This is a genomic window from Actinokineospora bangkokensis, assembly GCF_001940455.1.
In the GTDB taxonomy this organism is placed as follows: Bacteria; Actinomycetota; Actinomycetes; order Mycobacteriales; family Pseudonocardiaceae; genus Actinokineospora; species Actinokineospora bangkokensis.
Genome location: NZ_MKQR01000032.1, coordinates 42,902 through 64,698 on the forward strand (window position 1 = coordinate 42,902; position 21,797 = coordinate 64,698).

The window sequence follows — 21,797 nt, forward strand, 5'->3', positions numbered from 1 at the left end:
TCTCGTCCCGCGCCGCGCTCAGCCCGCCGCCGCGGCGAGCCTGCTCAGCGCGCCCCGCACCACGGCGGGGTCGGTGGTCGACCAGAACGGCGGCAGCGACGCCCGCAGGAACCCGCCGTAGCGGGCGGTGGCCAACCGGGGGTCCAGCACCGCCACCACGCCGCGGTCGTCCATCGACCGCAGCAGCCTGCCCGCGCCCTGCGCCAGCAGCAGCGCGGCGTGGGTGGCCGCGACCGTGAGGAACCCGTTGCCGCCGCGGGCCTCCACCGCGCGCTGCCGCGCCGAGGCCAGCGGGTCGTCCGGTCGGGGGAACGGGATCCGGTCCATCACCACCAGCGACAGCGACGGGCCGGGCACGTCCACCCCCTGCCACAGCGACAGGGTGCCGAACAGGCAGGTCGCCGGGTTCTCGGCGAACTTCTTCACCAGCAGCGACGTCGAGTCCTCGCCCTGGCACAGGATCTCCGAGGCCGCGCCCTCCCGCAGCTGCGCGGCGGCCTGCTTGGCCGCGCGCATCGAGGAGAACAGCCCCAGGGTCCGCCCGCCCGCGGCCTCGACCAGCTCGCGCAGCTCGTCGAGGTAGGCCGGGGGCAGGCCGTCGCGCCCCGGTGGGGGCAGGTGCTTGGCCACGTACAGGATGCCGGACTTCCCGTGGTCGAACGGGGAGCCGACGTCCATCCCGGTCCAGTGGACCGCGCCGTCGTCGGAGGGCGGTTCCTTGTCCAGCGCGGCGCCCTCGGCGCGCGCGCCGCTGCTCTGGCGCACCGGCAGCCCCCACTGCCGGGCGAGCGCGTCGAACGACCCGCCCAGGGTGAGGGTGGCGGAGGTGAGCACGGTGGTGTGCTCGCCGAACAGCTTCTCCCGCAGCAGCCCGGCCACGTTCAGCGGCGCCACCCGCAGCGTCGGCGGGCGCGGGTTCTGCGAGCCGAAGTCCCCGGTCACCCACACCACGTCGCGCTGGTGGGCGGTGTCGGCCTCGAACGCCTCCAGCACCCGCACGGCGGTGTCGTGCACGTCCTCCAGCGCGGCGAGCGCCTGCTTGCGCTGGCTGGCCTCGTCGGCCTCGGTGCCGCGCTTCTCCGGGCCGATGGCCGTGGTGCAGTGCTGGGCGGCGTCGCGCAGCGCGGTCAGCGTGACCTTCAGCGGTTCGGGCAGCGCGTCCAGCCTGCCCACCGCGACGTCCTCGAGCAGCATGGCCAGCCCGTCGCCCGCCTCGGCGAGCCGGTCGGCCAGGTCCTCCTCGACGAGCCTGCCGGTGCGCCGGGCGGCCACCGCGACCGCGGCGGCGGACAGCTCGCCGGTCGCCGCGGAGGTCACCCGGTCGACCAGGTCGTGCGCCTCGTCGACGACCACCACGTCGTGCTCGGGCAGCACCTGGGCGGTGCCCAGGGCGTCGATGGCCAGCAGCGCGTGGTTGGTGACCACCACGTCGGCCCGGCCCGCCTCGGCCCTGGCCCGCTCGGCGAAGCAGTCGGTGCCCACCGGGCAGCGGGACACCCCCAGGCACTCGCGCGCCGACACCGACACCTGCCGCCACGCCTGCTCGGACACCCCCGGCACCAGCTCGTCGCGGTCGCCCGCCTCGGTGTCGCTGGCCCACTCCCGAAGCCGGGTGACCTCCCGCCCCATCCGGGAGATCGCGAACGGGTCGAACAGCGCCTGGTCGTCGGGGTCGTCGGCCGGGCCGCCGTCGAGCTTGTGCAGGCACAGGTAGTTGCGCCTGCCCTTGAGGATGGCGAAGCTCGGCGTCCGCTTGAGCGGCTTGGCCAGCGCCTTGGCCACCCGGGGCAGGTCGCGGTCGACCAGCTGGCGCTGCAGGGCGATGGTCGCGGTCGAGATGACCACCGTGGTGCCCTTCTCCACCGCGTGCCGGATCGCGGGCACCAGGTAGGCCAGCGACTTGCCGGTGCCGGTGCCCGCCTGCACGGCCAGGTGGTCCCCGGTGCGGATGGCGTCCTGCACGGCCTCGGCCATCGTCGTCTGCCCAGGCCGCTCCGCGCCACCCACGGCGGCGACCGCCGTGGCCAGCAGCTCGCGGAGGGGAGGCAGGGAGTCCGGCACAGCGCAGACGGTACCGGTGGGGTCCGACAAACCCGCCGCGCGGTCACGTCCCCCGTCCGGGTTGCACCCGTTGCTTCGCCTGGCGGCCCCCCGGTGCGCCGGGTGCACTGGGGTCGTTGACCCGAACAGAGGAGTGATCGGAATGGCACGCCGCGCTGTGACGACCCTGCTGGCCGCGACCGCCCTGGCGGTGGTCCCCACCACGGCGTCAGCGTCCCCGCAGCCCGCAGGCGGCGCCGCGGGTTCCTCGCCGGTGGCAGGCACCGCCGCGGCCCTCTCGCGGCTCACCGGCTCCGCGGGGGCGGCTCCGCAGGCCACCGACAGCAGCGCCACGGTCGGGGGCGGGATGGCCCTCTTCGGCATCGACGCGGTCGACCTCGGCCCCCTCGCCCCCTGCGCGGCGGGCGGCCCCACCTCCGCCACCACCCCCGGCGCCGCCTCGGACAACCAGTCCGTCGTCTACGGCTCCGGCAGCACCACCTGCGCCACCGACCCCGCCACCGGCGAGTCCAGGGCCACCGCCACCGGCCGCACCTTCAAGCTCGACGCCCTCAAGCCCTACGGCGGCCCCGCCATCCGCGTGTCCTCCTACTCGGCCACCTGCTCCACCACCCCGAACGGTTCCCGCTCCTCCATCACCCTCGGCGGCGTCACCGGCCTCGACCTGCCCACCACCATCCCCCAGAACTTCTCCACCAAGATCCCCGGCGCCACCCCCACCGACCCGCCCCTGGCGCTCGTCACGGCCAACTCGGTCGTCACCCCCGAACCCGGCGACGGCTCCGCCACCGTCAGCGCCCTGCGCATCCAGTTCTTCCCCCAGGGCGGCCAGGGCAGCGGCACCATCACCCTCGCCACCGTCACCTGCACGCCCGACTCCGGGGACTGACCCCTCGACCGCCTGCTCGACCGCCGCTGGGCACCCGATCACACCGGGCCCAGCGGCGGTCGTCGTCCGGGGGTCAGTGGTCGAGGGCGACGACGTGGAGGTTCTGGCGTTCGGTGTTGCGGCGGGTCTTGGTCCAGCCGTTGTGGCCGCGCAGCAGGCGGATCGCCGCGCGCCAGGAGGTGATGTAGAAGGTGTAGATGTAGACGGCGTAGGTGAGGCCGTAGAGGACCGCTTTGGCGAAGCCGACCTGGGGTTCGCAGCGGGCGCGGTAGATGGGGCCCCAGATGACGAAGGGGAGCAGGCCGAAGGAGCCGTAGACGGCGAAGAGGATCCAGGCGCCGCCGGTGAACCAGGTCCAGACCTCGGTGGGGGCTTGGGCGGTGCGGAAGAACAGCAGCAGGAACGGGATCGGGTAGATGAGGGTGCCCAGCAGCTGCATCCAGGGCTGGGCGAGGTAGTACATCATCTCGGCCGCGCCGAGGGTGGTCAGGTGGGCGGAGTCCCAGATGCGGCGGACGTAGCGGCCGCACTGCATGGTGCCCTGGCCCCAGCGGGTGCGCTGGGCCAGGAAGCGGCGCATGCTGTAGAGCGCCTCCTGGTCGACGTGGGTGTCGACGGTGAAGCCGGTGCGCCAGCCGCGGGTGAGCAGGTGCACGCCGAGTTCGAAGTCCTCCAGCAGGGCGCCGCGCCAGGGGCCGGGGCCGGTGGCGATGGAGTCCAGGGCGGACAGGCGGGTGAACTGGCCGTTGCCGCCCATGGAGATGGTGCCGGTGTGCCCGCGCGACATCTGGATCGCCGCGATCGCGCCGCGGAACTCCAGGTCCTGCATGCGGACCAGGGCCGAGGACAGCTGCCTGCGCAGGAAGCCGCCCTCCGGCGGCGGGGTGCCCCGGTTGCCCATCCGCACGTCGACCTGCACCGCGCCGATCGAGGCGTCGCCGAACAGGTGGGCGGCCGCGCAGGTCTCCAGGCAGTTCGCCGCCGGGCGGCCGTCCGCGTCGACCACGACCACCACGGCGCGGTCGGTGTCGGCGTAGCGGCCCATCCAGGCCTTGAGCTCGCGGTAGGCGGCGTTGAGCGCGTCGCCCTTGCCGGTGCGGGCCTGCGGGCGGCGGCGCTGGACCAGGTGCAGGTGCGGGTCGCCGCCGTGGCGGGGGCCGCGCAGGTCGCGCACCACCTGGGCGGTGGCGTCGTCGGAGTCGTCGTCGATCACCCACACGTGGGCCACCGGGAAGGTGGTCCGCAGGTACACGACGGTGTCCCGGATGACGGCCTCCTCGTCCCGGCAGGGGACCAGGAAGTGCCACTCGAACCGGTCCGGGTCGCCCGTGCCCGCGTGCTTGTGCCGCAGGTAGGGCACCACGATCAGGCCCACGTAGCACAGGAACGCCACGCTCATCGTCAGCGCGAGCGCCTGGGTGAACCCCAGCAGCAGCGACAGGTTCACCCGGCCTCCCGGGGCTTGCGCGTGGCCAGCCGGACGAACAGGACCAGGGCGGCGGCGCCGCCGAGCACGCTGACCATCGACCCCAGCAGCGTGTGGCCCCAGTAGTAGCCGCGGTCGGTGCCCAGCCAGCCCACCAGGCCCACCAGGGTGAGGATGCGCAGCTGGTTGACCACGACCACCGCCACCGCGGCGACGCCCAGCGCCAGCAGCACCCGGCTCGAGATCCGCGGCCGCAGCGCGATCATCACCGCGGCGACCAGCACCAGCGGCAGCACCAGGAACGCCGAGGTGCACTCGGGGCTCATCGCCAGGCCGAACGGCCGGTCACCGCCGAGTCCGAAGTAGAGCGCCTGCCGGTCGGCGGCCAGGTAGACCCCGTGGTCGCTGGTCCAGCTGACGAACACCGACGCCAGCGCCATCTCCCCGGTCCGGTACTGCCGGTTCACCACCACCAGCGCCGCGGCCAGGCCCACCAGGGCCAGCACGAGCAGCCGGACCAGCGGTGGCGACGGCCCCCGGACGGGGGCCGGGTCGGCGAGCGCCACGGCACCTCCCATGGTCGGCGCCACCGCGGTGGTGGCGTGCCCACCCATCATCGGTGTCCCACCCGGAGCGGGTGTATCGCTGAAACGGGTGACAGGGCCCGAGCAGTGGTGACCGTACGGGTGAGTTCGGACTGTCCACACCCGACATCCCACACGAACAGATGAGTTGTCGTTGCGCCGCCGCACCTACCTCGTTGACCCCCACACGAGGGAGCCAGGAGCGCGCCCACCGCGCCCCGGCCCCACCTCTCCCACCAGGAGGACCCGATGATCTCGCAGAAAACGCGCCGGGGAGCCGTCATCGGCGCGCTCACCGCCGCGGTGCTGATGGCGGGCGCCGCGCCCGCCTCCGCGGCGCCCGGTGACGGCTCCGCCTACGTCGCGGCGGGCACCGTGACGCTGCTGGGCGTCCCGGCCGTGACCATCCCGCCGCAGGCGGCCACCAGCACCGACGGGCCCAACACCGCGCAGCTGGCCGGGCTGGGCTTCCCCGGCGTGCTCAACGCCGGGCTGGTCAGCAGCGCGTCCACGCGCGACGACAGCACCGGCGTCGTGCACTCCGAGGCCACCCTGGCGGGCGTCGGCCTGACGCTGGGCAACCTCGGCACCATCCAGGCCATCGACGTCGTCTGCGACGCCACCCAGGCGGGCATCACCGGCGGCACCACGCTGGCGGGGGTGGCCATCGCGGGGGTCAACGTCCCGGTGAACCCCGCGCCGAACACGGTGATCGCGGTGCCGCCCGGCCCGCTTGCGCTGGTCTCGCTGACCTTCAACGAGCAGATCGCCAACCCCGACGGCAGCCTCACCACCAACGGGCTGCACGTGCGCCTGCTCCCCCTGCTCGGCACCGGTGACCTGGTGCTCGGCAGCGCCACCTGCGGACCGGCCGCCGCCCCGGTCCCGCTGGCCTCCGGCGCCGGGCTGTGGATCGGCCTGGGCCTGCTGGGGGCGCTCGCGCTGCCGGTCGGCCTGCACGCGGTGCGCAGGCGCACCGCCGCGGCCTGAGGGGCCGCGGGTGTACAGGGCACCGGGAGCGGGCCTGGGTGTCGGCGGCGGCACCGCGCTCGCCGTGACCGGTGCGGACGTGGGGTGGTGGATCGCGCTCGGGATCGCGCTGCTCATCACCGGCGTCCTGCTGCTGCGCGCCGCGCGGCGGCGCCGATCGGCCGCTGGGTGAGACGGCGTGGCCCCCGGCTCCCCCCGGGGGCCACGCCCCGGAGGTGAGGTGCGCGATGCGTGAGCGGGTGCTGGTCCTGGTCGGCACGCGGCCGGAGGCGGTCAAGTGCGCCCCGGTGGTGCTGGAGTTGCAGGGGCACCGGCGGTTGGCCCCGGTGCTGGTGCACAGCGGCCAGCACGGGCCGGTCGTCGAGCAGGCCCTGGCGCCGTTCGGGCTGACCGCGGAGCTGACCCTGCCGGTGCGCCGCGCGGGCGGCGGGCAGGCCGAGCTGGTCTCGGCGCTGCTGCCCGCGCTGGACGCGCTGCTGGAGCGGGTGCGGCCCGCGGCGGTGCTCGTCCAGGGCGACACCACCACGGCGCTGTGCGGGGCGCTCGCCGCGTTCTGGCGGCGGGTGCCGGTGGCCCACCTGGAGGCGGGCCTGCGCACCGGCGACCTGGCCTCGCCGTTCCCGGAGGAGGCCAACCGGCAGGTGCTCGCGCGGTTGGCGGCGCTGCACCTGGCGCCGACCCCGGCCGCGGCCGACGCGCTGCGCGCGGAGAACGTCGCGCCCGGGTCGGTCGTGGTCACCGGCAACACGGTGGTGGACGCGGTGCGCCTGATCGCCACCGCCGACCGCCCGCCGGTCGACCCGCTGCTGCGCGCGGCGGGCGCCACCGGGGAGCGGTTGGTGCTGGTCACGATGCACCGCCGCGAGTCGTGGGGCGCCCCGCTGGAGGAGGTGCTGCGCAGCGTGCGCACCCTCGCCCACCGCCACCCGGACGTGCGGGTGGTGCTGCCCGCGCACCCCAACCCGGCGGTGCGCGCGCAGGTCTCGGCGGTGCTCGGCGGGCACCCCAGGGTGGTGGTCACCGAACCGCTGGCCTACCCCGACCTGGTGTGGCTGCTGCGCCGCAGCGCGCTGGTCATCACCGACTCGGGCGGCATCCAGGAGGAGGCGCCCACCTTCGGCGTCCCGGTCCTCGTCGCCCGCGACACCACCGAGCGCCGCGAGGCCGTCGACGCGGGCTGCGCCTGGCTCGTGGGCACCAGCCCGGCGCGCATCCTCGACGCGGCCGACCGCGCGCTGCACGGCGCGCTGGTCGTGCCGCGCACGGCGAACCCCTTCGGCGACGGCCACGCCGCCGCCCGCGTCTGCGCCGCGCTCGACCGCACCCTGCGCGTCGACCCGCACCTGGCCGCCGCGGGGTTCTGACCCGCGGCCGCCGGGCTCAGCCGACGGCGGGGGAGCCGGTGAGGGTGACGCCCGCGCCGGTGAGCTGGGCGAGCGCCTTCTCCACCGTCGCGGGCGCGACGCCCGCGGTCAACCCCAGCAGGACGGTGACCCCGAAGCCCGCCGCGGCGGCGTCGAGCGCGGTAGCGCGGACGCAGTGGTCGGTGGCGATGCCGACGACGTCCACCTCGGACACCCCCGCCGCGCGCAGCCAGTCGGTCAGCGACGCGCCGCCGGGGCCCTCGCCCTCGAAGCCGGAGTAGGCCGCGGCGTAGGCGCCCTTGGAGAACACCGCCTCCACCGCGGACACGTCCAGCTCCGGGTGGAACGAGCTGCCGGGGGTGCCCGCCACGCAGTGCACCGGCCACGAGTCGACGTAGTCGGGGGTGTCGCTGAAGTGCGCGCCCGGGTCGACGTGGTAGTCGCGGGTGGCGACCACGTGGTCGTACGGGGTGCTCGCCGCGTGCCGGGAGATCGCCGCCGCGACGGCCGCCCCGCCCGCGACCGCGAGCGAGCCGCCCTCGCAGAAGTCGTTCTGCACGTCGACGACGATCAGGGCCCTCTTGCCGCTCATGCCTGCTCCTGCGCTGGGTGGACGGTGGGGATGGCGGGCTCGCCCGCCGACAGCTTGAGACCTTCCCACGGCAGGCTGACCAACCCCTGCCGGACGCGGGCGCGGCTGTCGCCCAGGGTCGGCAGGTCGTCGACCGGGTCGCCGCCGCGCAGCAGCGGGACCTGCAGCAGCCGGTCGTGCTCGCCCAGCTCGGGGGCCGGGCCCGAGGCCAGGTAGACGACCTCCTCCAGCGCGGTCCCGGTGGGCTTGTGCCGCCGCAGCGCCAGCTTGCGCCCGCCGCGCGACTCCTTGTGCGACGAGCGCTTGGCCACCGGGCGCCCGTCGACCTCCACCAGCTTGTAGACCATGCCCGCGGTGGGGCTGCCCGAGCCGGTCACCACCGAGGTGCCCACGCCGTAGGCGTCCACCGGTTCGGCGCGCAGCGCGGCGATGGCGTACTCGTCGAGGTCGCCGGAGACCACGATCCTGGTCCCGGTGGCGCCCAGGGCGTCGAGCTGCTCGCGGGCCTGGCGGGCCAGCACGCCCACGTCGCCGGAGTCGATGCGGATGGCGCCGAGCCGGGGCCCGGCCACCGACACCGCCGTCTCGATGCCGCGGGTGATGTCGTAGGTGTCGACGAGCAGGGTGGTGCCCACGCCCAGGGCGGCCACCTGCGCCTCGAACGCCTCCTTCTCCGAGTCGTGCAGCAGGGTGAACGCGTGCGCGCAGGTGCCCGCGGTCGGGATGCCCCAGCTGCGCCCGGCCTCCAGGTTGGACGTGGTGTCGAACCCGGCGATGTGCGCCGCGCGGGCCGAGGCGACCGCGGCGGCCTCGTGCGTGCGGCGGCTGCCCATCTCGATGATCGGCCTGCCGTTGGCCGCGCTGGCCATCCGCGCCGCCGCCGAGAGCACCGCGCTGTCGTGGTTGAGGATGGACAGCACCAGCGTCTCCAGCACCACCGCGTCGGCGAAGGTGCCGGTCACCGTCAGCACCGGCGACCCGGGGAAGTACAGCTCGCCCTCCGGGTAGCCGTCGACGTCCCCGCCGAAGCGGTAGTCGGCCAACCAGCGCAGGGTGTCCTCGTCCACCACCCCGGTGGCCCGCAGGTGCTCGACCTCGGCCGGTCCGAAGCGGAAGTCCGCGATGGCCGCCACGACCCGCCGGGTGCCGCCGACCACGCCGTAGCGGCGGCCGTCGGGCAGCCTGCGGGCGAAGACCTCGAAGGCGCACCGGCGCTGCGCCGTGCCGTCGGCCAGCGCCGCGGACAGCATGGTCAGCTCGTAGTGGTCGGTCAGCAGTGCGGTGCTCAGCCCCGTGGTCGCAGCCATGGACGGCAGCCTAAGCGGGCGCGGGCCGCCGCGGGGGCGGGCCGGGCGGAAGCGATCTGTGACGTTGTACTCCGATCGAATGAAGATCCGCCGGACCCCGGGAATGCGGACGTGCCACCATTGACCCCATGACCGCGCCAGTCGACATGGAGCAGACCCAGGCCAGCCCGGTCGGTGCCGAGGTGGTCGCCGAGGACCGGCCGTGGCAGACCGTCGTGTGGAACGACCCGGTCAACCTGATGTCCTACGTGACCTACGTGTTCCAGAAGCTGTTCGGCTACACCCGCGACCAGGCCACGAAGCTGATGCTCGACGTGCACCACGAGGGCAAGGCGATCGTGTCCAGCGGCTCGAAGGAGAAGGTCGAGGGCGACGTCGCGAAGCTGCACGCCGCGGGGCTGTGGGCGACGATGGAGCACACCTCGTGAAGCCGTGGAAGCGGTCCGGGGGCACCGTCACCGCGCACATCGACCGGCAGGAGGCCGCGGTGCTGCGCGGCCTGGTGTCCCAGGTCGACGACATGCTGCGCGCCAGGGTCGAGGACACCCCGCAGGACGAGCTCGCCGAGCTGACCGGGATCCGCACCGGCCCGACGACCTCCCCCGACGACCCGATCCTGTCCCGGCTGCTGCCCGACTTCCACCGCCTCGACGACGACAACCCGTCGAAGGAGGACCTGGACTCCGCGGCGATGCTGCGCTCGCTGCACGAGCCGCGGCTGCTGGAGGCCAAGGTGGGGGTGGCGGCGGTGGTGCTGGAGACCTGCCCGGCCAACGGCGGTGACCTGGCGCTGACCCCGGAGCAGGCCGACGCGTGGCTCTCGGCGCTCAACGACGTGCGGCTGGCCCTGGGCACCGCGATCGAGGTCAGCGAGGACATGCCGGACGAGCTGCCCGACGACGACCCGCGCAGCCCGCACCTGTCCGTCTACCACTGGCTCACCTGGGTGCAGGAGTCCCTGGTGCAGGCACTGTCCTCGTGACGGTCCTGGTCGGACGCAGCGGCGGCGCGGTGGTGGTGCTGCTGCCCGAGGGCTCCGTCGGCGGCGCGGACGCCCGCGGCGGCCCGGCGGGCACCCGGGAGGTCGAGGTGCTGGCGCCGGAGAACCTGGTGGCCAGGGTGGACGCGGTGTGCGTCGGCTCGGGCGGCCCCGCGGGGCTGGCCGCCGCGGACGGGGTGATGCGCTGGTTGCGCGAGCGCGACCGGGGCTTCCGCGTCGGGGACGACCCGGGGCAGGTGGTGCCCATCGTCCCGGCCGCCACCGACCCCGGCGGGGAGGTCGCCTCGGCGGAGGCGGGCCACCTGGCGTGCGAGGCGGCGGAGCCGGTGCCGGAAGGCTCCTGGGTCGCCGTCGGTGACCACCGGGTGCAGGCCGTGCCTGCGGGCGCCGTGGCCGTGGTGGTCACCGACGCCCCCCTGGACAAGGCGCAGTGCAGGCGGTTGGCGATCTCCGCGCGGGACGGGGCCGTGCGCGCCGCGGGCGCGGGCGGGCTGGGCGCGTTCACGGTGTTCACCGCGGCGACGGGGCAGGCGGCGGCGCCGGTCGGGCCTGCGGCGCTGGACCGGTTGTGCGGTGCCGCCGCCGACGCGGTCGCCGGGGCGTGGGGCGGGGCGTCGCGGCCCTGAGCAGGGGCGCCGCCCGCCGCTCTCACCGACTGGGACGCCGCCGACCAGCAAGTAGGATGGGCGCCGTGCTGACGATCCGCCGAGACCTCGTGGACGCGATGGTGGCCCACGCCCTGCGCGACCACCCCGACGAGGCGTGCGGTGTCATCGCGGGACCCGACGACGGCTCGGACCGCCCGGAGCGGTTCATCCCGATGGTCAACGCCGCCCGCTCGCCCACCTTCTACGAGTTCGACTCCGCGGACCTGCTCCGGCTCTACCGGGAGATGGACGCCAACGACGAGGTGCCGGTGGTCGTCTACCACTCGCACACGGCCACCGAGGCCTACCCGTCGCGCACCGACGTCTCCTACGCCTCCGAGCCGTTCGCCCACTACGTGCTGGTCTCCACCCGCGACCCCGAGGTGCGCGAGGTGCGCTCCTACCGGATCGTCGACGGCGAGATCACCGAGGAGGAGGTCGAGGTGGTGGAGTCCTACCACCTCGCAGGCACCGGACCGGACGCTCCCGTGGAGTGATCCGACCCCGCCCCGGAATACCCGGGGCGGTCCCGCACGTCTTCACCACTGGACCCAGCAGCACGCCCACCCCGGAGGTTCGACCACCATGGCCGTCACGGTCTCCATCCCGACCATCCTGCGCACGCACACCGGCGGCGAGAAGTCCGTCCCGGCGGCGGGTTCCACCCTGGCCGAGGTGATCGACGACCTCGAGGCCAACCACGGCGGCATCAAGCAGCGCCTGGTCAAGGACGGCGCGCTGCACCGGTTCGTCAACGTCTACGTCAACGACGAGGACGTGCGCTTCGCCGGTGGCCTGGAGGCCGCGGTGGCCGACGGCGACAACGTGACGATCCTGCCCGCGGTCGCGGGCGGCGCGCGCTGACGCCCCTGATGCCGACCACCTGATGCCGACCCCCTGAGGCCGACGACCCGAGGAGGTCCCCCGGCATGGCCCGCTACGACTCCCTGCTCGACGCGCTCGGCGACACCCCCCTGGTGGGGCTGCCGCGGCTGTCCCCGTCGGAGGGGGTGCGGCTGTGGGCCAAGCTGGAGGACCGCAACCCGACCGGGTCGATCAAGGACCGGCCCGCGCTGGCCATGATCGAGGCCGCCGAGCGCGACGGCGTGCTCCGGCCCGGCAGCACCATCCTCGAACCCACCTCGGGCAACACCGGCATCTCGCTGGCCATGGCCGCCAAGCTCAAGGGCTACGGCCTGGTCTGCGTGATGCCCGAGAACACCTCCGAGGAGCGCAAGGTGCTCCTGCAGGCCTACGGGGCCAGGATCGTGTACTCGCCCGCGGCGGGCGGCTCCAACGAGGCGGTGCGCCGGGCCAAGGAGCTGGCCAAGGAGCACCCGGACTGGATCATGCTCTACCAGTACGGGAACCCGGACAACGCGGGCGCGCACTACCGCGGCACCGGCCCGGAGATCCTGCGCGACTTGCCCTCGGTGACGCACTTCGTGGCGGGCCTGGGCACCACCGGAACCCTGGTCGGGGTGGGCCGCTACCTGCGCGAGCACAAGCCGGACGTGCAGATCATCGCCGCCGAGCCGCGCTACGGCGAGCTGGTCTACGGCCTGCGCAACCTCGACGAGGGCTTCGTGCCCGAGCTCTACGACCCGGACGTGCTCACCGGCCGCTACTCGGTGGGCTCCTACGACGCGCTGCGCCGCACCCGGGAACTGCTCGACGCCGAGGGCATCTTCGCGGGCATCTCCACCGGGGCCATCCTGCACGCCGCGCTGGCCGCCGCGCAGAAGGCGCAGGCCAAGGGCGAGACCGCCGACATCGTGTTCATCGTCTGCGACGCGGGCTGGAAGTACCTGTCCACCGGCGCCTACAGCGGCAGCGTCGACGAGGCGGCCGAGCGGCTCGACGGCCACCTCTGGGCCTAGGGCCTGCTCTCTCACAGAGCAGGCTTTGAGGACAGGCCCTCGGGCCTGTCCTCGGCGCGGCGCGCGGGTACTGTGCCCGCCGTGCCGACCCACTCCGCCACCCGGTTCGTGCCCGCCCCGGTCGGGGCGGTGTGGCCGGTGGTGTCCGAGGCGTCCCGGCTGCCGGACTGGTGCAGCTTCGCCGACCGGGTGGACGTGGTCTCCGGGTCCGGGGTCGGCCAGCTGCGCCTGGCCCGCGCCCTGCTCGACGGCGGGCGGCGCCAGGAGGTCGACCAGGAGGTCGTGGAGTTCGAGCCCGGCGCCCGGGTCGCCTGGCGGCAGCTGGCCGAGCGGGTCGAGGACGCCCCGGCCCCGGTGCGGGCCACCGGGGTCGTCTTCCGCGTGGTGCTGGCCCCCGAGGGCGACGGCACCCGCGTGCGCTTCGAGACCTCCCGCACGCCCGTGGGCCTGGGCAACCTGCTGGCCCTGCACCTGTTCGGCGGCCCGCGGCTGACCCGCACCCTCGACGAGTCCCTGGTGCGCCTCACCCGCTCCCTCGCCTGAAGTTCCCCTGTGGACCGACCGGCGCAATCCGCTGGCGCCCCCGGGCAGGATGGGGGTGTGAAGCTGATCGGGTTGCTGGGCGGGATGAGCTGGGAGTCCTCGGCGGAGTACTACCGCGTGCTCAACGAGCGGGTGAAGCAGCGGCTGGGCGGGCTGCACTCCGCGCGCTGCGTGCTGTACTCGGTGGACTTCGCCGAGGTCGAGCGCATGCAGGCCGAGGGCCGCTGGGACGACGCCGGGCTGCTGCTGCGCGACGCGGCGCGGGCGCTGGTGCGCGCCGGGGCCGAGCTGGTGGTGCTGTGCACCAACACCATGCACAAGGTCGCCGCGGCCGTGGAGGACGACCTCGGGGTGCCGTTGCTGCACCTGGCGGACACCACCGCGCAGGCCGTGCGCGACGCCGGGCTGCACCGGGTCGGGCTGCTCGGCACGGCGTTCACCATGGAGCAGGACTTCTACACCGGCAGGCTCGCCGAGCGCGGCGTGCGGGCCATCGTGCCCGAGGCCGAGGACCGGGCCGAGGTGCACCGGATCATCTACTCCGAGCTGGTGCTCGGGCGGGTGGAGGAGGCCTCCCGGCAGGTGTACCGGGAGGTCATCGCCCGCCTGGTGGCCCGCGGCGCGCAGGGCGTGGTGCTGGGGTGCACCGAGATCGAGCTGCTGGTGTCGCAGGCCGACAGCCCGGTCCCGGTGTTCCCCACCACGCGCCTGCACGCCGAGGCCGCCGTGGACGCCGCCCTCAGAGGGTGAGGTCGGCCAGGTCCTGCTCGGTGAGGGTGATCTCGCCCACCGCCAGGTTGGACTCCAGGTGCTCCACCGACGAGGTGCCCGGGATGAGCAGGATGTTCGGCGAGCGGTGCAGCAGCCACGCCAGCGCCACCTGCCGGTCGCTGACCCCGTGCCGCTCGGCCACCCGGTGCAGCACGTCGGCCTGGATGGGGGTGAACCCGCCGAGCGGGAAGAACGGCACGTAGGCGATGCCCAGCTCGTTGGTCAGGTCCACCATGGGGTCGTCGGAGTGGTCGACGACGTTGTAGAGGTTCTGCACGCACACCACCGGGGCGATGTCGCGCGCCTCCTGCAGCTGCTCGGCCGAGACGACGCTGACGCCCAGCTCCTTGATGAGCCCCTGCTCGCGCAGCTCCGCCAGCACCCCGAACGGCTCGGCCAGCGACATCTCCACCGGGCGCCCGTCCGGGCTGGGCAGCCGCAGGTTCACCACGTCGAGGGCGTCCACGCCGAGCCGGTCGAGGTTGTCGCGCACGGCCTGGCGCAGCTCCTCGGGCGCCAGCGCGGGCGGCCAGCCGCCCTCGGCGTCGCGCTTGGCCCCGACCTTGGTGACCAGCACCAGGTCCTCGGGGTAGGGGTGCAGCGCCTCCTTGATGATCTCGTTGGTGACGTGCGGGCCGTAGTAGTCCGAGGTGTCGATGTGCCGGATGCCCAGCTCGACCGCGCGCCGCAGCACCGCGACGCACGCGGCGCGGTCGGCGGGCGGGCCGAACACGTGCGGGCCCGCCAACTGCATGGCCCCGTACCCGATCCGACCGACCTCGGCCCCGCCCAACTTCCCTGTCATCTGCATGCCTCCACCTTGCTGCACCCGCCGCGGGCGGTCATCTCCTGGCAGGACCTTGCCACCCGGTGCCACCATGGTGGTGATGAGGACCGAGGGCATCGCGGTGGTCCACGGCATGCGCGAGCTGTGGGAGCGCACCGCACACCTGTTCACCGGCGCGCGCAGCGAGGTCAGCTGTGCGGCCGACCAGTACGCGAACTGGGTCCGGCTGGTCTCGCCCGCGCGGCGCTCGCCTGCCGGGGTCCGGGTCCGCAAGCTCTACCACGCGGGCCTGATGCTGGACCCGGGCTTCTCCGACTACGCCCGCCGGATGGCGTCGCTGGGCGCGCAGGTGCGCGTGCCGACCCGGGAGATGGGGGAGACCATCCTCATCGACGGCCGGGTGGCGATCCTGGCGGGCGGCAGCGACGCGGGCACGCCCACCTTCAGCGTGATCACCGTGCCGGAGGTGGTCCACGGCGTCAGCGGCCTGTTCGAGTCGGCGTGGGTGGGCGCCACGCCGCTCGCGGCCTGGGACGCCACCAGCGCCGAGCTGCGCGCGATCGCGCCGCGGGTGCTGGAGGTGCTGGCCGCGGGCGCCAAGGACGAGACCGCGGCCCGCACGGTGGGCCTGTCGGTGCGCACCTACCGGCGCCGGGTGGCCGAGCTCATGGCCGCCCTCGGCGCCGAGACCCGCTTCCAGGCAGGCGTCCGCGCCCGCGAGCTCGGCCTCATCTGAGGCCCCCACCCGGACCAGCCGATCGCGGCGGGACAACCGGGCGACGCCTTCCCCGCCGGGCCGGGCGAGCCCGCGCCCGAGCCGCCAGGTCGGAGGCGATGCCGGGCGGGACAAGGGGACGGGTGGTGGGAGGAATGAGCACGTAGCCTGGGTGGTGTGAGCTCATCTCCGGTCAAGGCGCCCGGGAGCCGGGTGCTGCCGCCCAACCCGGTCCAGGCGGCGGTCGTCATCGGGTGCCTGACGCTGGTCCTGTACCTGGTCGAGGGGGTCGACTCGGTCATGGGCGGGCGGCTGGACCAGAACGGGATCGTGCCGCGGGCGGCCACGGGCCTCGACGGCATCCTCTGGGCGCCGCTGCTGCACGCGGGCTGGGGGCACCTGATCAGCAACACGCTGCCGTTCGCGGTGCTGGGCTTCCTGGCCATGGCCAACGGGCTCGCGCAGTGGGTGGCGGTGACCGCGACCATCTGGGTCGTGTCCGGGGTCGGGGTCTGGGTGAGCGGCAACGGCGGCAGCGTCACCGTCGGCGCGTCCGGCATCTGCTTCGGGTGGCTGCTGTTCCTGCTGGTGCGGGGCATCTTCAACCGCAGCGCGCTGCAACTGGGGCTGGCGGTGGTGCTGCTGGCCTACTGGGGCACCATGCTGTTCGGCGTGCTGCCCGGCGACCCGCGGATCTCCTGGCAGGGGCACCTGTTCGGCGCCCTCGGCGGGGTGGTCGCGGCGTGGCTGGTGGCCCAGGCGAACAAGGGCATGGCCAAGCGGGAGCAGTCGCCTCCCCCCTTCGCGGCGTGAGCCCGGCCAACGACGCCCCCATCGGGATCTTCGACTCCGGGGTGGGCGGGCTGACCGTGGCGCGCGCGATCGCCGACCAGCTCCCGGGCGAGCGGCTGCGCTACATCGGCGACACGGCCAACGGCCCCTACGGTCCCCAGCCCATCGCGCGGGTGCGCGAGACGGCGCTGGGGGTGGCCGACCGGTTGGTGGACAGCGGGGTCAAGGCGCTCGTCATCGCGTGCAACACCGCTTCCTCCGCCTGCCTGCGGGACGCGCGCGAGCGCTATGACGTGCCGGTGGTGGAGGTCATCGTGCCCGCGACGCGCCGCGCGGCGGCGGCCACCCGGTCCGGGCGGGTGGGAGTGATCGGAACCGCTGGAACGATTCGGTCGCGGGCCTACGACGACGCGTTCGCCGCCGCGCCGGGGGTCGAGCTGACCAGCGCGGCGTGCCCGCGGTTCGTCGACTTCGTCGAACGCGGCGTGACCGCCGGGCGCCAGGTGCTGGGCCTCGCGCAGACCTACCTGGAGCCGCTGCAGGAGGCCGGGGTCGACACCCTGGTGCTCGGCTGCACGCACTACCCGCTGCTCACCGGCCTGATCCAGGTGGTGATGGGGCCGGGGGTGACGCTGGTGTCCAGCGCCGAGGAGTGCGCCAAGGACGTGTTCCGGGTGCTCACCGAGGGTGACCTGCTGGCCGGGCCGGACCGGCCGGTCGAGCACGAGTTCCGGGCCACCGGGCCCGCCGAGCCGTTCGAGCGGTTGGCCCGCCGGTTCCTCGGCCCGGCCTTGCTCGGGGCGACCGGGAGCGCGGTTCGGTGATCGTGCCGGGGCCGCCCGTGTGACACCCTGTCCGGGTGCTGCTGACCGTCCTCGGCTGTTCCGGGAGCGTCCCCGGACCCGGTGCCCCCGCCTCCGGCTACCTCATCGAGGCCGAGGGGTTCCTGCTCGGCGTCGAACTCGGCAACGGGACCTTCTCCGCGCTGCAGGCGCTGCGCGACCCGTTCGAGCTCGACGCGCTGCTGTTCTCGCACCTGCACGCCGACCACTGCGCGGACTTCTCCGGGCTGGCGGTGTACCGGCGCTACCACCCGGCGCCGACCATCGACCCGCGGGCGAACAAGCTGCCGGTGCACGCCCCGGCCGAGGCGCCGACGCGGTTCAGCGCGCAGTACGGCACCGACGAGGCCGACCGCAAGGTCACCGACCTGTCGGACGTCTTCGACTTCATCCCGCTCAACGTGGGCAAGTTCCAGGTTGGCCCGTTCGAGGTGGTGGCCGCGCCCGCCGCGCACCCGTGCGAGTCCTACAGCTTCCGCATCAGCCACGGCGGGCGCAGCCTGGGCTACACCGGCGACACCGGGGTCAACTCGGTGCTGCCCGACCTGGTGCGCGGGGTGGACGCCTTCCTCGCCGAGGCGTCCTGGACCCACGGCGGGGCGGTGATCCCCGACCTGCACATGTCCGGCCGGGAGGCGGGCGAGATCGCCGCGCAGTCCGGGGTCGGCAGGCTGCTGCTGACCCACGTGCCGCCGTGGACCGACAGCTCGGCGGTGCTCACCGAGGCCCGCGCGGCCTTCCGCGGCGACGTCGTGCTCGTCCGGCAGGGCGAGAGCTACGAGGTCTGAGCGCCCTCTAGGCTGGCCGCCGTGGCGAGAAGCGATGGCAGGGACGACGACCAGCTCCGGGACGTCCGGATCACCCGCGGCTACCAGGACTGGCCCGCCGGGTCGGTGCTGGTCGAATTCGGCCGCACCCGCGTGCTGTGCGCGGCCAGCGTCACCGAGGGCGTGCCGCGCTGGCGCAAGGGCTCCGGGCTGGGCTGGCTGACCGCCGAGTACGCGATGCTGCCCTCGGCCACCAACACCCGCGGCGAGCGCGAGTCGGTCAAGGGCCGCGTCGGCGGGCGCACGCACGAGATCTCCCGGCTCATCGGCCGCTCGCTGCGCGCCTGCATCGGCCTGGCCGCGCTGGGCGAGAACACCATCCACCTCGACTGCGACGTCATCCAGGCCGACGGCGGCACCCGCACCGCGGCCATCACCGGCGCCTACGTGGCCCTGGCCGACGCGGTGACCTGGTTGGCGGCCGCGGGCAGGCTGGCCGACCCGCAGCCGCTGTCGTGCGCGGTGTCGGCGGTGAGCGTGGGCGTGGTCGGCGGCCGGGTGCGGCTGGACCTGCCCTACGAGGAGGACGCGCGCGCCGAGGTCGACATGAACGTCGTGGCCACCGACGCGGGCACCCTGATCGAGGTGCAGGGCACCGGCGAGGGCGCCACCTTCGCCCGCTCCACCCTCGACCGGATGCTGGACCTGGCCATGGCCGGGTGCGCCGAGCTGAACCGGGTGCAGGCCGAGGCGCTGGCCGCGCCCTACCCGGGGACCCTGCCCACCCCGAAGGGGGCCAAGTGACCAGGGTCCTGCTGGCCACCCGCAACGCCAAGAAGCTCACCGAGCTGCGCCGGATCGTCGCCGCCGAGTCGATCACCGGGCTGGAGGTCGTCGGCCTGGCCGACCTGCCGCCGTTCCCCGACGCCCCGGAGACCGGCGCGACCTTCGAGGAGAACGCGCTGGCCAAGGCCCGCGACGCGGTGCGCGAGACGGGCCTGCCGGTGATCGCCGACGACTCCGGCATCGCCGTGGACGCGCTCAACGGCATGCCCGGGGTGCTCTCGGCCCGCTGGTCGGGCCGCCACGGCGCCGACGACGCGAACCTGGAGCTGGTGCTGGCGCAGCTCAACGACGTGCCCGAGGAGCGGCGGGGCGCGGCGTTCGTGTGCGCGATCGCCTACAGCTTCCCCGACGGCGACGAGGGCACCCTGCGCGCGGAGTGGCGCGGGTCGGTGATCCGGGAGCGGCGGGGCACCGGCGGCTTCGGCTACGACCCGATCTTCGTGCCGGAGGGGGAGACCCGGACGTCCGCGGAGCTGTCCGCCGAGGAGAAGGACGCGGTGTCGCACCGCGGGCAGGCGCTGCGCCTGCTGGTGCCGCACCTCAAGGCGCTGGCGCAGCAGGCCTGACGGGCGCGGTGGCGCCGAGCAGGGCGGCCAGGGCCCGCGCCCCGGCCGTCACGGCGGCGGCGTTGGTGGAAAATGTCGCCGCGGTCGGTGATTCCGTCATCAGCACCACGACGTAGCGGTCGTCCACCAGGCCCGTGCTGTGCACGGCGGTGAAGCCGCTCCCGTTGCCCCACCCCTGCTTCACCGCCCAGGTGCCGAACGCGGACGGGATGCCGAAGGACTGGTCGAACCCGTCCGCGGCGGTGGCGGTCGCCCGCGCCATCTCCGCCAGCGCGCCGGGCAGGCCCACCAGGAGATGGCGGTAGACCTGGGCCACCGCGGCGGGGCTGATCAGCGTGTTGCCCCAGCGCCCGGGGATGTCGGGGTCGGACACGCCGGTGATGCCCAGCGCGGCGGCGGTGGCGCTGGGCAGGGTGTCACCGCCCAGCAGCGTCCACAGGGCGCTGGCGTCGTCGTCGTCGCTGGTGGTGAGCATCCCGGTGACGCGCTCGGCGTGGGCGGGGTCGCCCGCCGCCGCGATCGCGATGAGCAGCTTGACCACCGAGGCCGAGCGGAACCGCAGGTCGGCGTTGGCCGAGAGCACCGTCTCGCCGGTCCGCGAGTCCCAGACCAGCACGCCCACGGTCGCGGACGGCTGCACCGCCCGCACGGCCGCCACGACCGGCTCCGCTGACAGCGATCGCGCCTGTGGCGCCGGTGCCGCTGCCGTGGTCGTCCCCACGTCGTCGGGCACCCGGGTGAGCGGTGCCTGGGCCCGCGGGCGCTCGCAGGCCTCGGCGGCGGACCCCACCAGGGTCGTGCTCAGCGCCAGCACGGCGGCGGTGGCCACCAGCCCGGTCCCGCGGCTCCTCATGCCCGGTCAACGCCCCGACCCGCGGGATGGTTCACAGATCAACGAACTCACAGGAACAGCACAGCGAGGCTGCGCGCGCCCGCGGTCACCGACGCGCACGCCGTCGACCACCGCGTCGGTCGCGGGTGCTCGGTCAGCAGCACCACGACGTAGCGCCACCCCTCGCCCACCAGGCCCGTGCTGTGGGTGACGATGTCGGTCGCGGAGTTCGACCACCCCTGCTTCACCGCCCACCGGGCGGCCAGCCCGTCCGGGATGCCGAAGTGCTGGTCGAACCCGTCCGCTGCCCGGCGCGGCGCGGCGGCCAGCGCGTCGACCACCAGCGCGCGGTCCGCCCCGGGCAGCTCGTCGAGCACGTGGTCGTACACCCGGGCGACGTCCCGGGCGGTGATCAGCACGTCGCCCCACTGCCCCGGCCGCGCGGGCGGGCGGGTGCCGGTGAGGCCCACGCGCCCGGCCACCCGCGCCACCAGGGCAGACCCGCCCCTGGCCACCCACAGCTCGCTGGCGATCCCGTCGTCGGACAGCCGCAGCATCGTCGCGACCCGCTGCCGCAGGCCCGCGTCGGCCCCCGCCGCCAGGACGTCCACCGCGATCAGCAGCTTCACCAGCGAGGCCGAGCGGAACCGCCGGTCCGCCCCGGACGCCAGCAGGTCGTCGCCCGTCTGCCGGTCCACCACCAGCACGCCGACCTCGGCCGACCCCTCCACCCCGCGCACCGCGGCCACGACGTCGGCCGCCGCGGGTCTCGGGGGAGGCGCGGGGGCGGGGGGCGCCGCGGGGGCGGGGATGGCGAGCCGGGGCGCCGCGAGCACGGTGGTGTGGGCGGGAACGGGGCTCGCGCACCCCGCCGCCAGGGCCAGGATCGGGAGCAGGGTCCAACGTCGCATACCCCCTCACACGCCGGTGGGGCGGGCGGAAGTTGATCCCACGGGGACGCAACTCCCACCCGCCCCACGGGCGTCACGGCGGCGGCGGCCGGGACGTTGCCCCGGGTCAGACCTTGAGGTCCTTGCGCAGCTTGGCGACGTGGCCGGTGGCGCGGACGTTGTAGAGGGTGTGGCTCAGGACACCCTCGGGGTCCACGACGAACGTGGAGCGGATGACGCCGGTGACGGTCTTGCCGTACATCACCTTCTCGCCGAACGCGCCGTAGGCCTTCATCACCTCGCGGTCCTGGTCGGACAGCAGCGGGAAGGTCAGGCCCTCGTCCGCGACGAACTTGGCCAGCTTCGCCTGCTTGTCCGGGGAGATGCCCAGCACGGTGAACCCGGCGTCGTTGAGCTCGGCCAGGTTGTCGCGGAAGTCGCACGCCTGCTTGGTGCAGCCGGGGGTCGCCGCGGCGGGGTAGAAGTAGACCACCACGGACTTGCCGCGGTAGTCCGACAGCGACACGTCGTTGCCCTCGCTGTCGGGCAGGGTGAAGTCGGGGGCCGGGTCCCCGGGGGACAGCCGCTTCTGCTCGCTCATGGCTCGAAACGCTAGGCCATCTCCACGACCCGCCACCCACCCCCATGTTCCGCGACCCGCCACCCGCCCCCGTGTTCCACGACCCGCCACCGTCCCCGACCTGGC

At 74.6% G+C, this 21,797-nt stretch carries 27 protein-coding genes; 18 read left to right on the forward strand and 9 right to left on the reverse strand.

What is annotated here, in order from left to right; genetic code table 11:
• Nucleotides 1-18: 18 nt before the first annotated feature.
• Nucleotides 19-2,061 carry an ATP-dependent DNA helicase gene (locus tag BJP25_RS31120; RefSeq protein ID WP_075978647.1) on the reverse strand — a complete coding sequence of 681 codons (2,043 nt, stop codon included), beginning with the start codon at nt 2,059-2,061 and terminating at the stop codon, nt 19-21.
• Nucleotides 2,062-2,203: 142 nt separating this feature from the next.
• Between BJP25_RS31120 and BJP25_RS31125 the strand changes: the two genes are divergently transcribed.
• Complete coding sequence (locus tag BJP25_RS31125) at nt 2,204-2,950, forward strand: hypothetical protein (RefSeq protein WP_143219409.1); 747 nt, start codon at nt 2,204-2,206, stop codon at nt 2,948-2,950.
• 73 nt (nt 2,951-3,023) lie between these two features.
• Here the strand turns inward: BJP25_RS31125 and BJP25_RS31130 are convergent, their stop codons facing one another.
• Entirely contained in the window at nt 3,024-4,349 is a 1,326-nt protein-coding gene (locus BJP25_RS31130) for a glycosyltransferase (protein WP_075978783.1), read from the reverse strand.
• A 44-nt stretch (nt 4,350-4,393) separates the two neighbouring features.
• On the reverse strand, nt 4,394-4,993 hold the full coding sequence (xrtP, locus tag BJP25_RS31135) for an exosortase P (RefSeq protein WP_233158366.1): 600 nt from the start codon (nt 4,991-4,993) through the stop codon (nt 4,394-4,396).
• A gap of 216 nt (nt 4,994-5,209) precedes the next feature.
• Between xrtP and BJP25_RS31140 the strand changes: the two genes are divergently transcribed.
• From BJP25_RS31140 to wecB, 3 genes are read left to right on the forward strand one after another with little or no spacing between them, the layout of a single operon-like run.
• Nucleotides 5,210-5,950 (forward strand): choice-of-anchor P family protein, encoded by a 741-nt coding sequence (locus tag BJP25_RS31140; RefSeq protein ID WP_075978649.1) that lies wholly within the window; start codon nt 5,210-5,212, stop codon nt 5,948-5,950.
• 10 nt (nt 5,951-5,960) lie between these two features.
• Entirely contained in the window at nt 5,961-6,122 is a 162-nt protein-coding gene (locus tag BJP25_RS31145) for a peptidase (protein WP_075978650.1), read from the forward strand.
• Nucleotides 6,123-6,177: 55 nt separating this feature from the next.
• The gene (gene wecB, locus BJP25_RS31150) at nt 6,178-7,314 is read left to right on the forward strand and encodes a non-hydrolyzing UDP-N-acetylglucosamine 2-epimerase (protein ID WP_075978651.1); all 1,137 of its coding nucleotides are present in this window, start codon (nt 6,178-6,180) and stop codon (nt 7,312-7,314) included.
• 16 nt (nt 7,315-7,330) lie between these two features.
• Here wecB and BJP25_RS31155 read toward each other — a convergent pair whose 3' ends face one another.
• Both BJP25_RS31155 and BJP25_RS31160 read right to left on the reverse strand, forming a co-directional pair.
• Nucleotides 7,331-7,906 carry an isochorismatase family protein gene (locus tag BJP25_RS31155; protein WP_075978652.1) on the reverse strand — a complete coding sequence of 192 codons (576 nt, stop codon included), beginning with the start codon at nt 7,904-7,906 and terminating at the stop codon, nt 7,331-7,333.
• Nucleotides 7,903-9,213, reverse strand: a complete 1,311-nt coding sequence (locus tag BJP25_RS31160; RefSeq protein ID WP_075978653.1) for a nicotinate phosphoribosyltransferase — start codon at nt 9,211-9,213, stop codon at nt 7,903-7,905. The genes BJP25_RS31155 and BJP25_RS31160 overlap by 4 nt, the downstream gene beginning before the upstream one ends.
• A 128-nt stretch (nt 9,214-9,341) precedes the next feature.
• Here BJP25_RS31160 and clpS point away from each other — a divergent pair, with 128 nt between their 5' ends.
• The 8 genes from clpS to BJP25_RS31200 all read left to right on the forward strand — a co-directional run bounded on the left by clpS (nt 9,342) and on the right by BJP25_RS31200 (nt 14,033).
• Nucleotides 9,342-9,641, forward strand: a complete 300-nt coding sequence (clpS, locus tag BJP25_RS31165; protein WP_075978654.1) for an ATP-dependent Clp protease adapter ClpS — start codon at nt 9,342-9,344, stop codon at nt 9,639-9,641.
• Nucleotides 9,638-10,195 carry a DUF2017 domain-containing protein gene (locus BJP25_RS31170; RefSeq protein WP_084794813.1) on the forward strand — a complete coding sequence of 186 codons (558 nt, stop codon included), beginning with the start codon at nt 9,638-9,640 and terminating at the stop codon, nt 10,193-10,195. Before clpS ends, BJP25_RS31170 begins: the two co-directional genes overlap by 4 nt.
• Entirely contained in the window at nt 10,192-10,839 is a 648-nt protein-coding gene (locus BJP25_RS31175; RefSeq protein WP_158075736.1) for a P1 family peptidase, read from the forward strand. Before BJP25_RS31170 ends, BJP25_RS31175 begins: the two co-directional genes overlap by 4 nt.
• Before the next feature lie 56 nt (nt 10,840-10,895).
• Nucleotides 10,896-11,357 (forward strand): Mov34/MPN/PAD-1 family protein, encoded by a 462-nt coding sequence (locus tag BJP25_RS31180; protein ID WP_075978656.1) that lies wholly within the window; start codon nt 10,896-10,898, stop codon nt 11,355-11,357.
• Nucleotides 11,358-11,445: 88 nt separating this feature from the next.
• Entirely contained in the window at nt 11,446-11,724 is a 279-nt protein-coding gene (locus BJP25_RS31185; protein ID WP_075978657.1) for a MoaD/ThiS family protein, read from the forward strand.
• Between the two features lie 65 nt (nt 11,725-11,789).
• A complete protein-coding gene (locus BJP25_RS31190) occupies nt 11,790-12,740 on the forward strand; it encodes a PLP-dependent cysteine synthase family protein (RefSeq protein WP_075978658.1) in 951 nt (316 codons plus the stop codon).
• An 81-nt stretch (nt 12,741-12,821) separates the two neighbouring features.
• Nucleotides 12,822-13,283: an SRPBCC family protein gene (locus BJP25_RS31195; RefSeq protein ID WP_158075737.1), complete on the forward strand. Its 462-nt coding sequence runs from the start codon at nt 12,822-12,824 to the stop codon at nt 13,281-13,283.
• Between the two features lie 57 nt (nt 13,284-13,340).
• Nucleotides 13,341-14,033: an aspartate/glutamate racemase family protein gene (locus BJP25_RS31200; RefSeq protein WP_075978660.1), complete on the forward strand. Its 693-nt coding sequence runs from the start codon at nt 13,341-13,343 to the stop codon at nt 14,031-14,033.
• Here the strand turns inward: BJP25_RS31200 and BJP25_RS31205 are convergent.
• Nucleotides 14,023-14,865, reverse strand: coding sequence for an oxidoreductase (locus BJP25_RS31205; RefSeq protein ID WP_075978661.1), 843 nt, complete (start codon nt 14,863-14,865; stop codon nt 14,023-14,025). The two genes, BJP25_RS31200 and BJP25_RS31205, sit on opposite strands and share 11 nt — an antisense overlap.
• Nucleotides 14,866-14,941: 76 nt before the next feature.
• Between BJP25_RS31205 and BJP25_RS31210 the strand changes: the two genes are divergently transcribed.
• The 6 genes from BJP25_RS31210 to rdgB all read left to right on the forward strand — a co-directional run bounded on the left by BJP25_RS31210 (nt 14,942) and on the right by rdgB (nt 19,369).
• Nucleotides 14,942-15,577: a response regulator transcription factor gene (locus BJP25_RS31210; protein ID WP_075978786.1), complete on the forward strand. Its 636-nt coding sequence runs from the start codon at nt 14,942-14,944 to the stop codon at nt 15,575-15,577.
• A gap of 156 nt (nt 15,578-15,733) precedes the next feature.
• Complete coding sequence (locus BJP25_RS31215; protein ID WP_075978662.1) at nt 15,734-16,369, forward strand: rhomboid family intramembrane serine protease; 636 nt, start codon at nt 15,734-15,736, stop codon at nt 16,367-16,369.
• On the forward strand, nt 16,366-17,172 hold the full coding sequence (gene murI / locus BJP25_RS31220; RefSeq protein ID WP_075978663.1) for a glutamate racemase: 807 nt from the start codon (nt 16,366-16,368) through the stop codon (nt 17,170-17,172). The genes BJP25_RS31215 and murI overlap by 4 nt, the downstream gene beginning before the upstream one ends.
• Nucleotides 17,173-17,207: 35 nt before the next feature.
• Complete coding sequence (locus BJP25_RS31225; RefSeq protein WP_075978664.1) at nt 17,208-17,978, forward strand: MBL fold metallo-hydrolase; 771 nt, start codon at nt 17,208-17,210, stop codon at nt 17,976-17,978.
• A gap of 21 nt (nt 17,979-17,999) precedes the next feature.
• The gene (rph, locus tag BJP25_RS31230) at nt 18,000-18,761 is read left to right on the forward strand and encodes a ribonuclease PH (RefSeq protein ID WP_075978665.1); all 762 of its coding nucleotides are present in this window, start codon (nt 18,000-18,002) and stop codon (nt 18,759-18,761) included.
• The gene (gene rdgB / locus BJP25_RS31235) at nt 18,758-19,369 is read left to right on the forward strand and encodes an RdgB/HAM1 family non-canonical purine NTP pyrophosphatase (RefSeq protein WP_075978666.1); all 612 of its coding nucleotides are present in this window, start codon (nt 18,758-18,760) and stop codon (nt 19,367-19,369) included. The genes rph and rdgB overlap by 4 nt, the downstream gene beginning before the upstream one ends.
• Here rdgB and BJP25_RS31240 read toward each other — a convergent pair.
• The 3 genes from BJP25_RS31240 to bcp all read right to left on the reverse strand — a co-directional run bounded on the left by BJP25_RS31240 (nt 19,344) and on the right by bcp (nt 21,692).
• Entirely contained in the window at nt 19,344-20,222 is an 879-nt protein-coding gene (locus BJP25_RS31240; protein WP_143219411.1) for a serine hydrolase, read from the reverse strand. The two genes, rdgB and BJP25_RS31240, sit on opposite strands and share 26 nt — an antisense overlap.
• A gap of 47 nt (nt 20,223-20,269) precedes the next feature.
• The gene (locus tag BJP25_RS31245) at nt 20,270-21,112 is read right to left on the reverse strand and encodes a serine hydrolase (protein WP_143219412.1); all 843 of its coding nucleotides are present in this window, start codon (nt 21,110-21,112) and stop codon (nt 20,270-20,272) included.
• Nucleotides 21,113-21,218: 106 nt separating this feature from the next.
• The gene (gene bcp, locus BJP25_RS31250) at nt 21,219-21,692 is read right to left on the reverse strand and encodes a thioredoxin-dependent thiol peroxidase (RefSeq protein ID WP_075978669.1); all 474 of its coding nucleotides are present in this window, start codon (nt 21,690-21,692) and stop codon (nt 21,219-21,221) included.
• Nucleotides 21,693-21,797 lie beyond the last annotated feature (105 nt).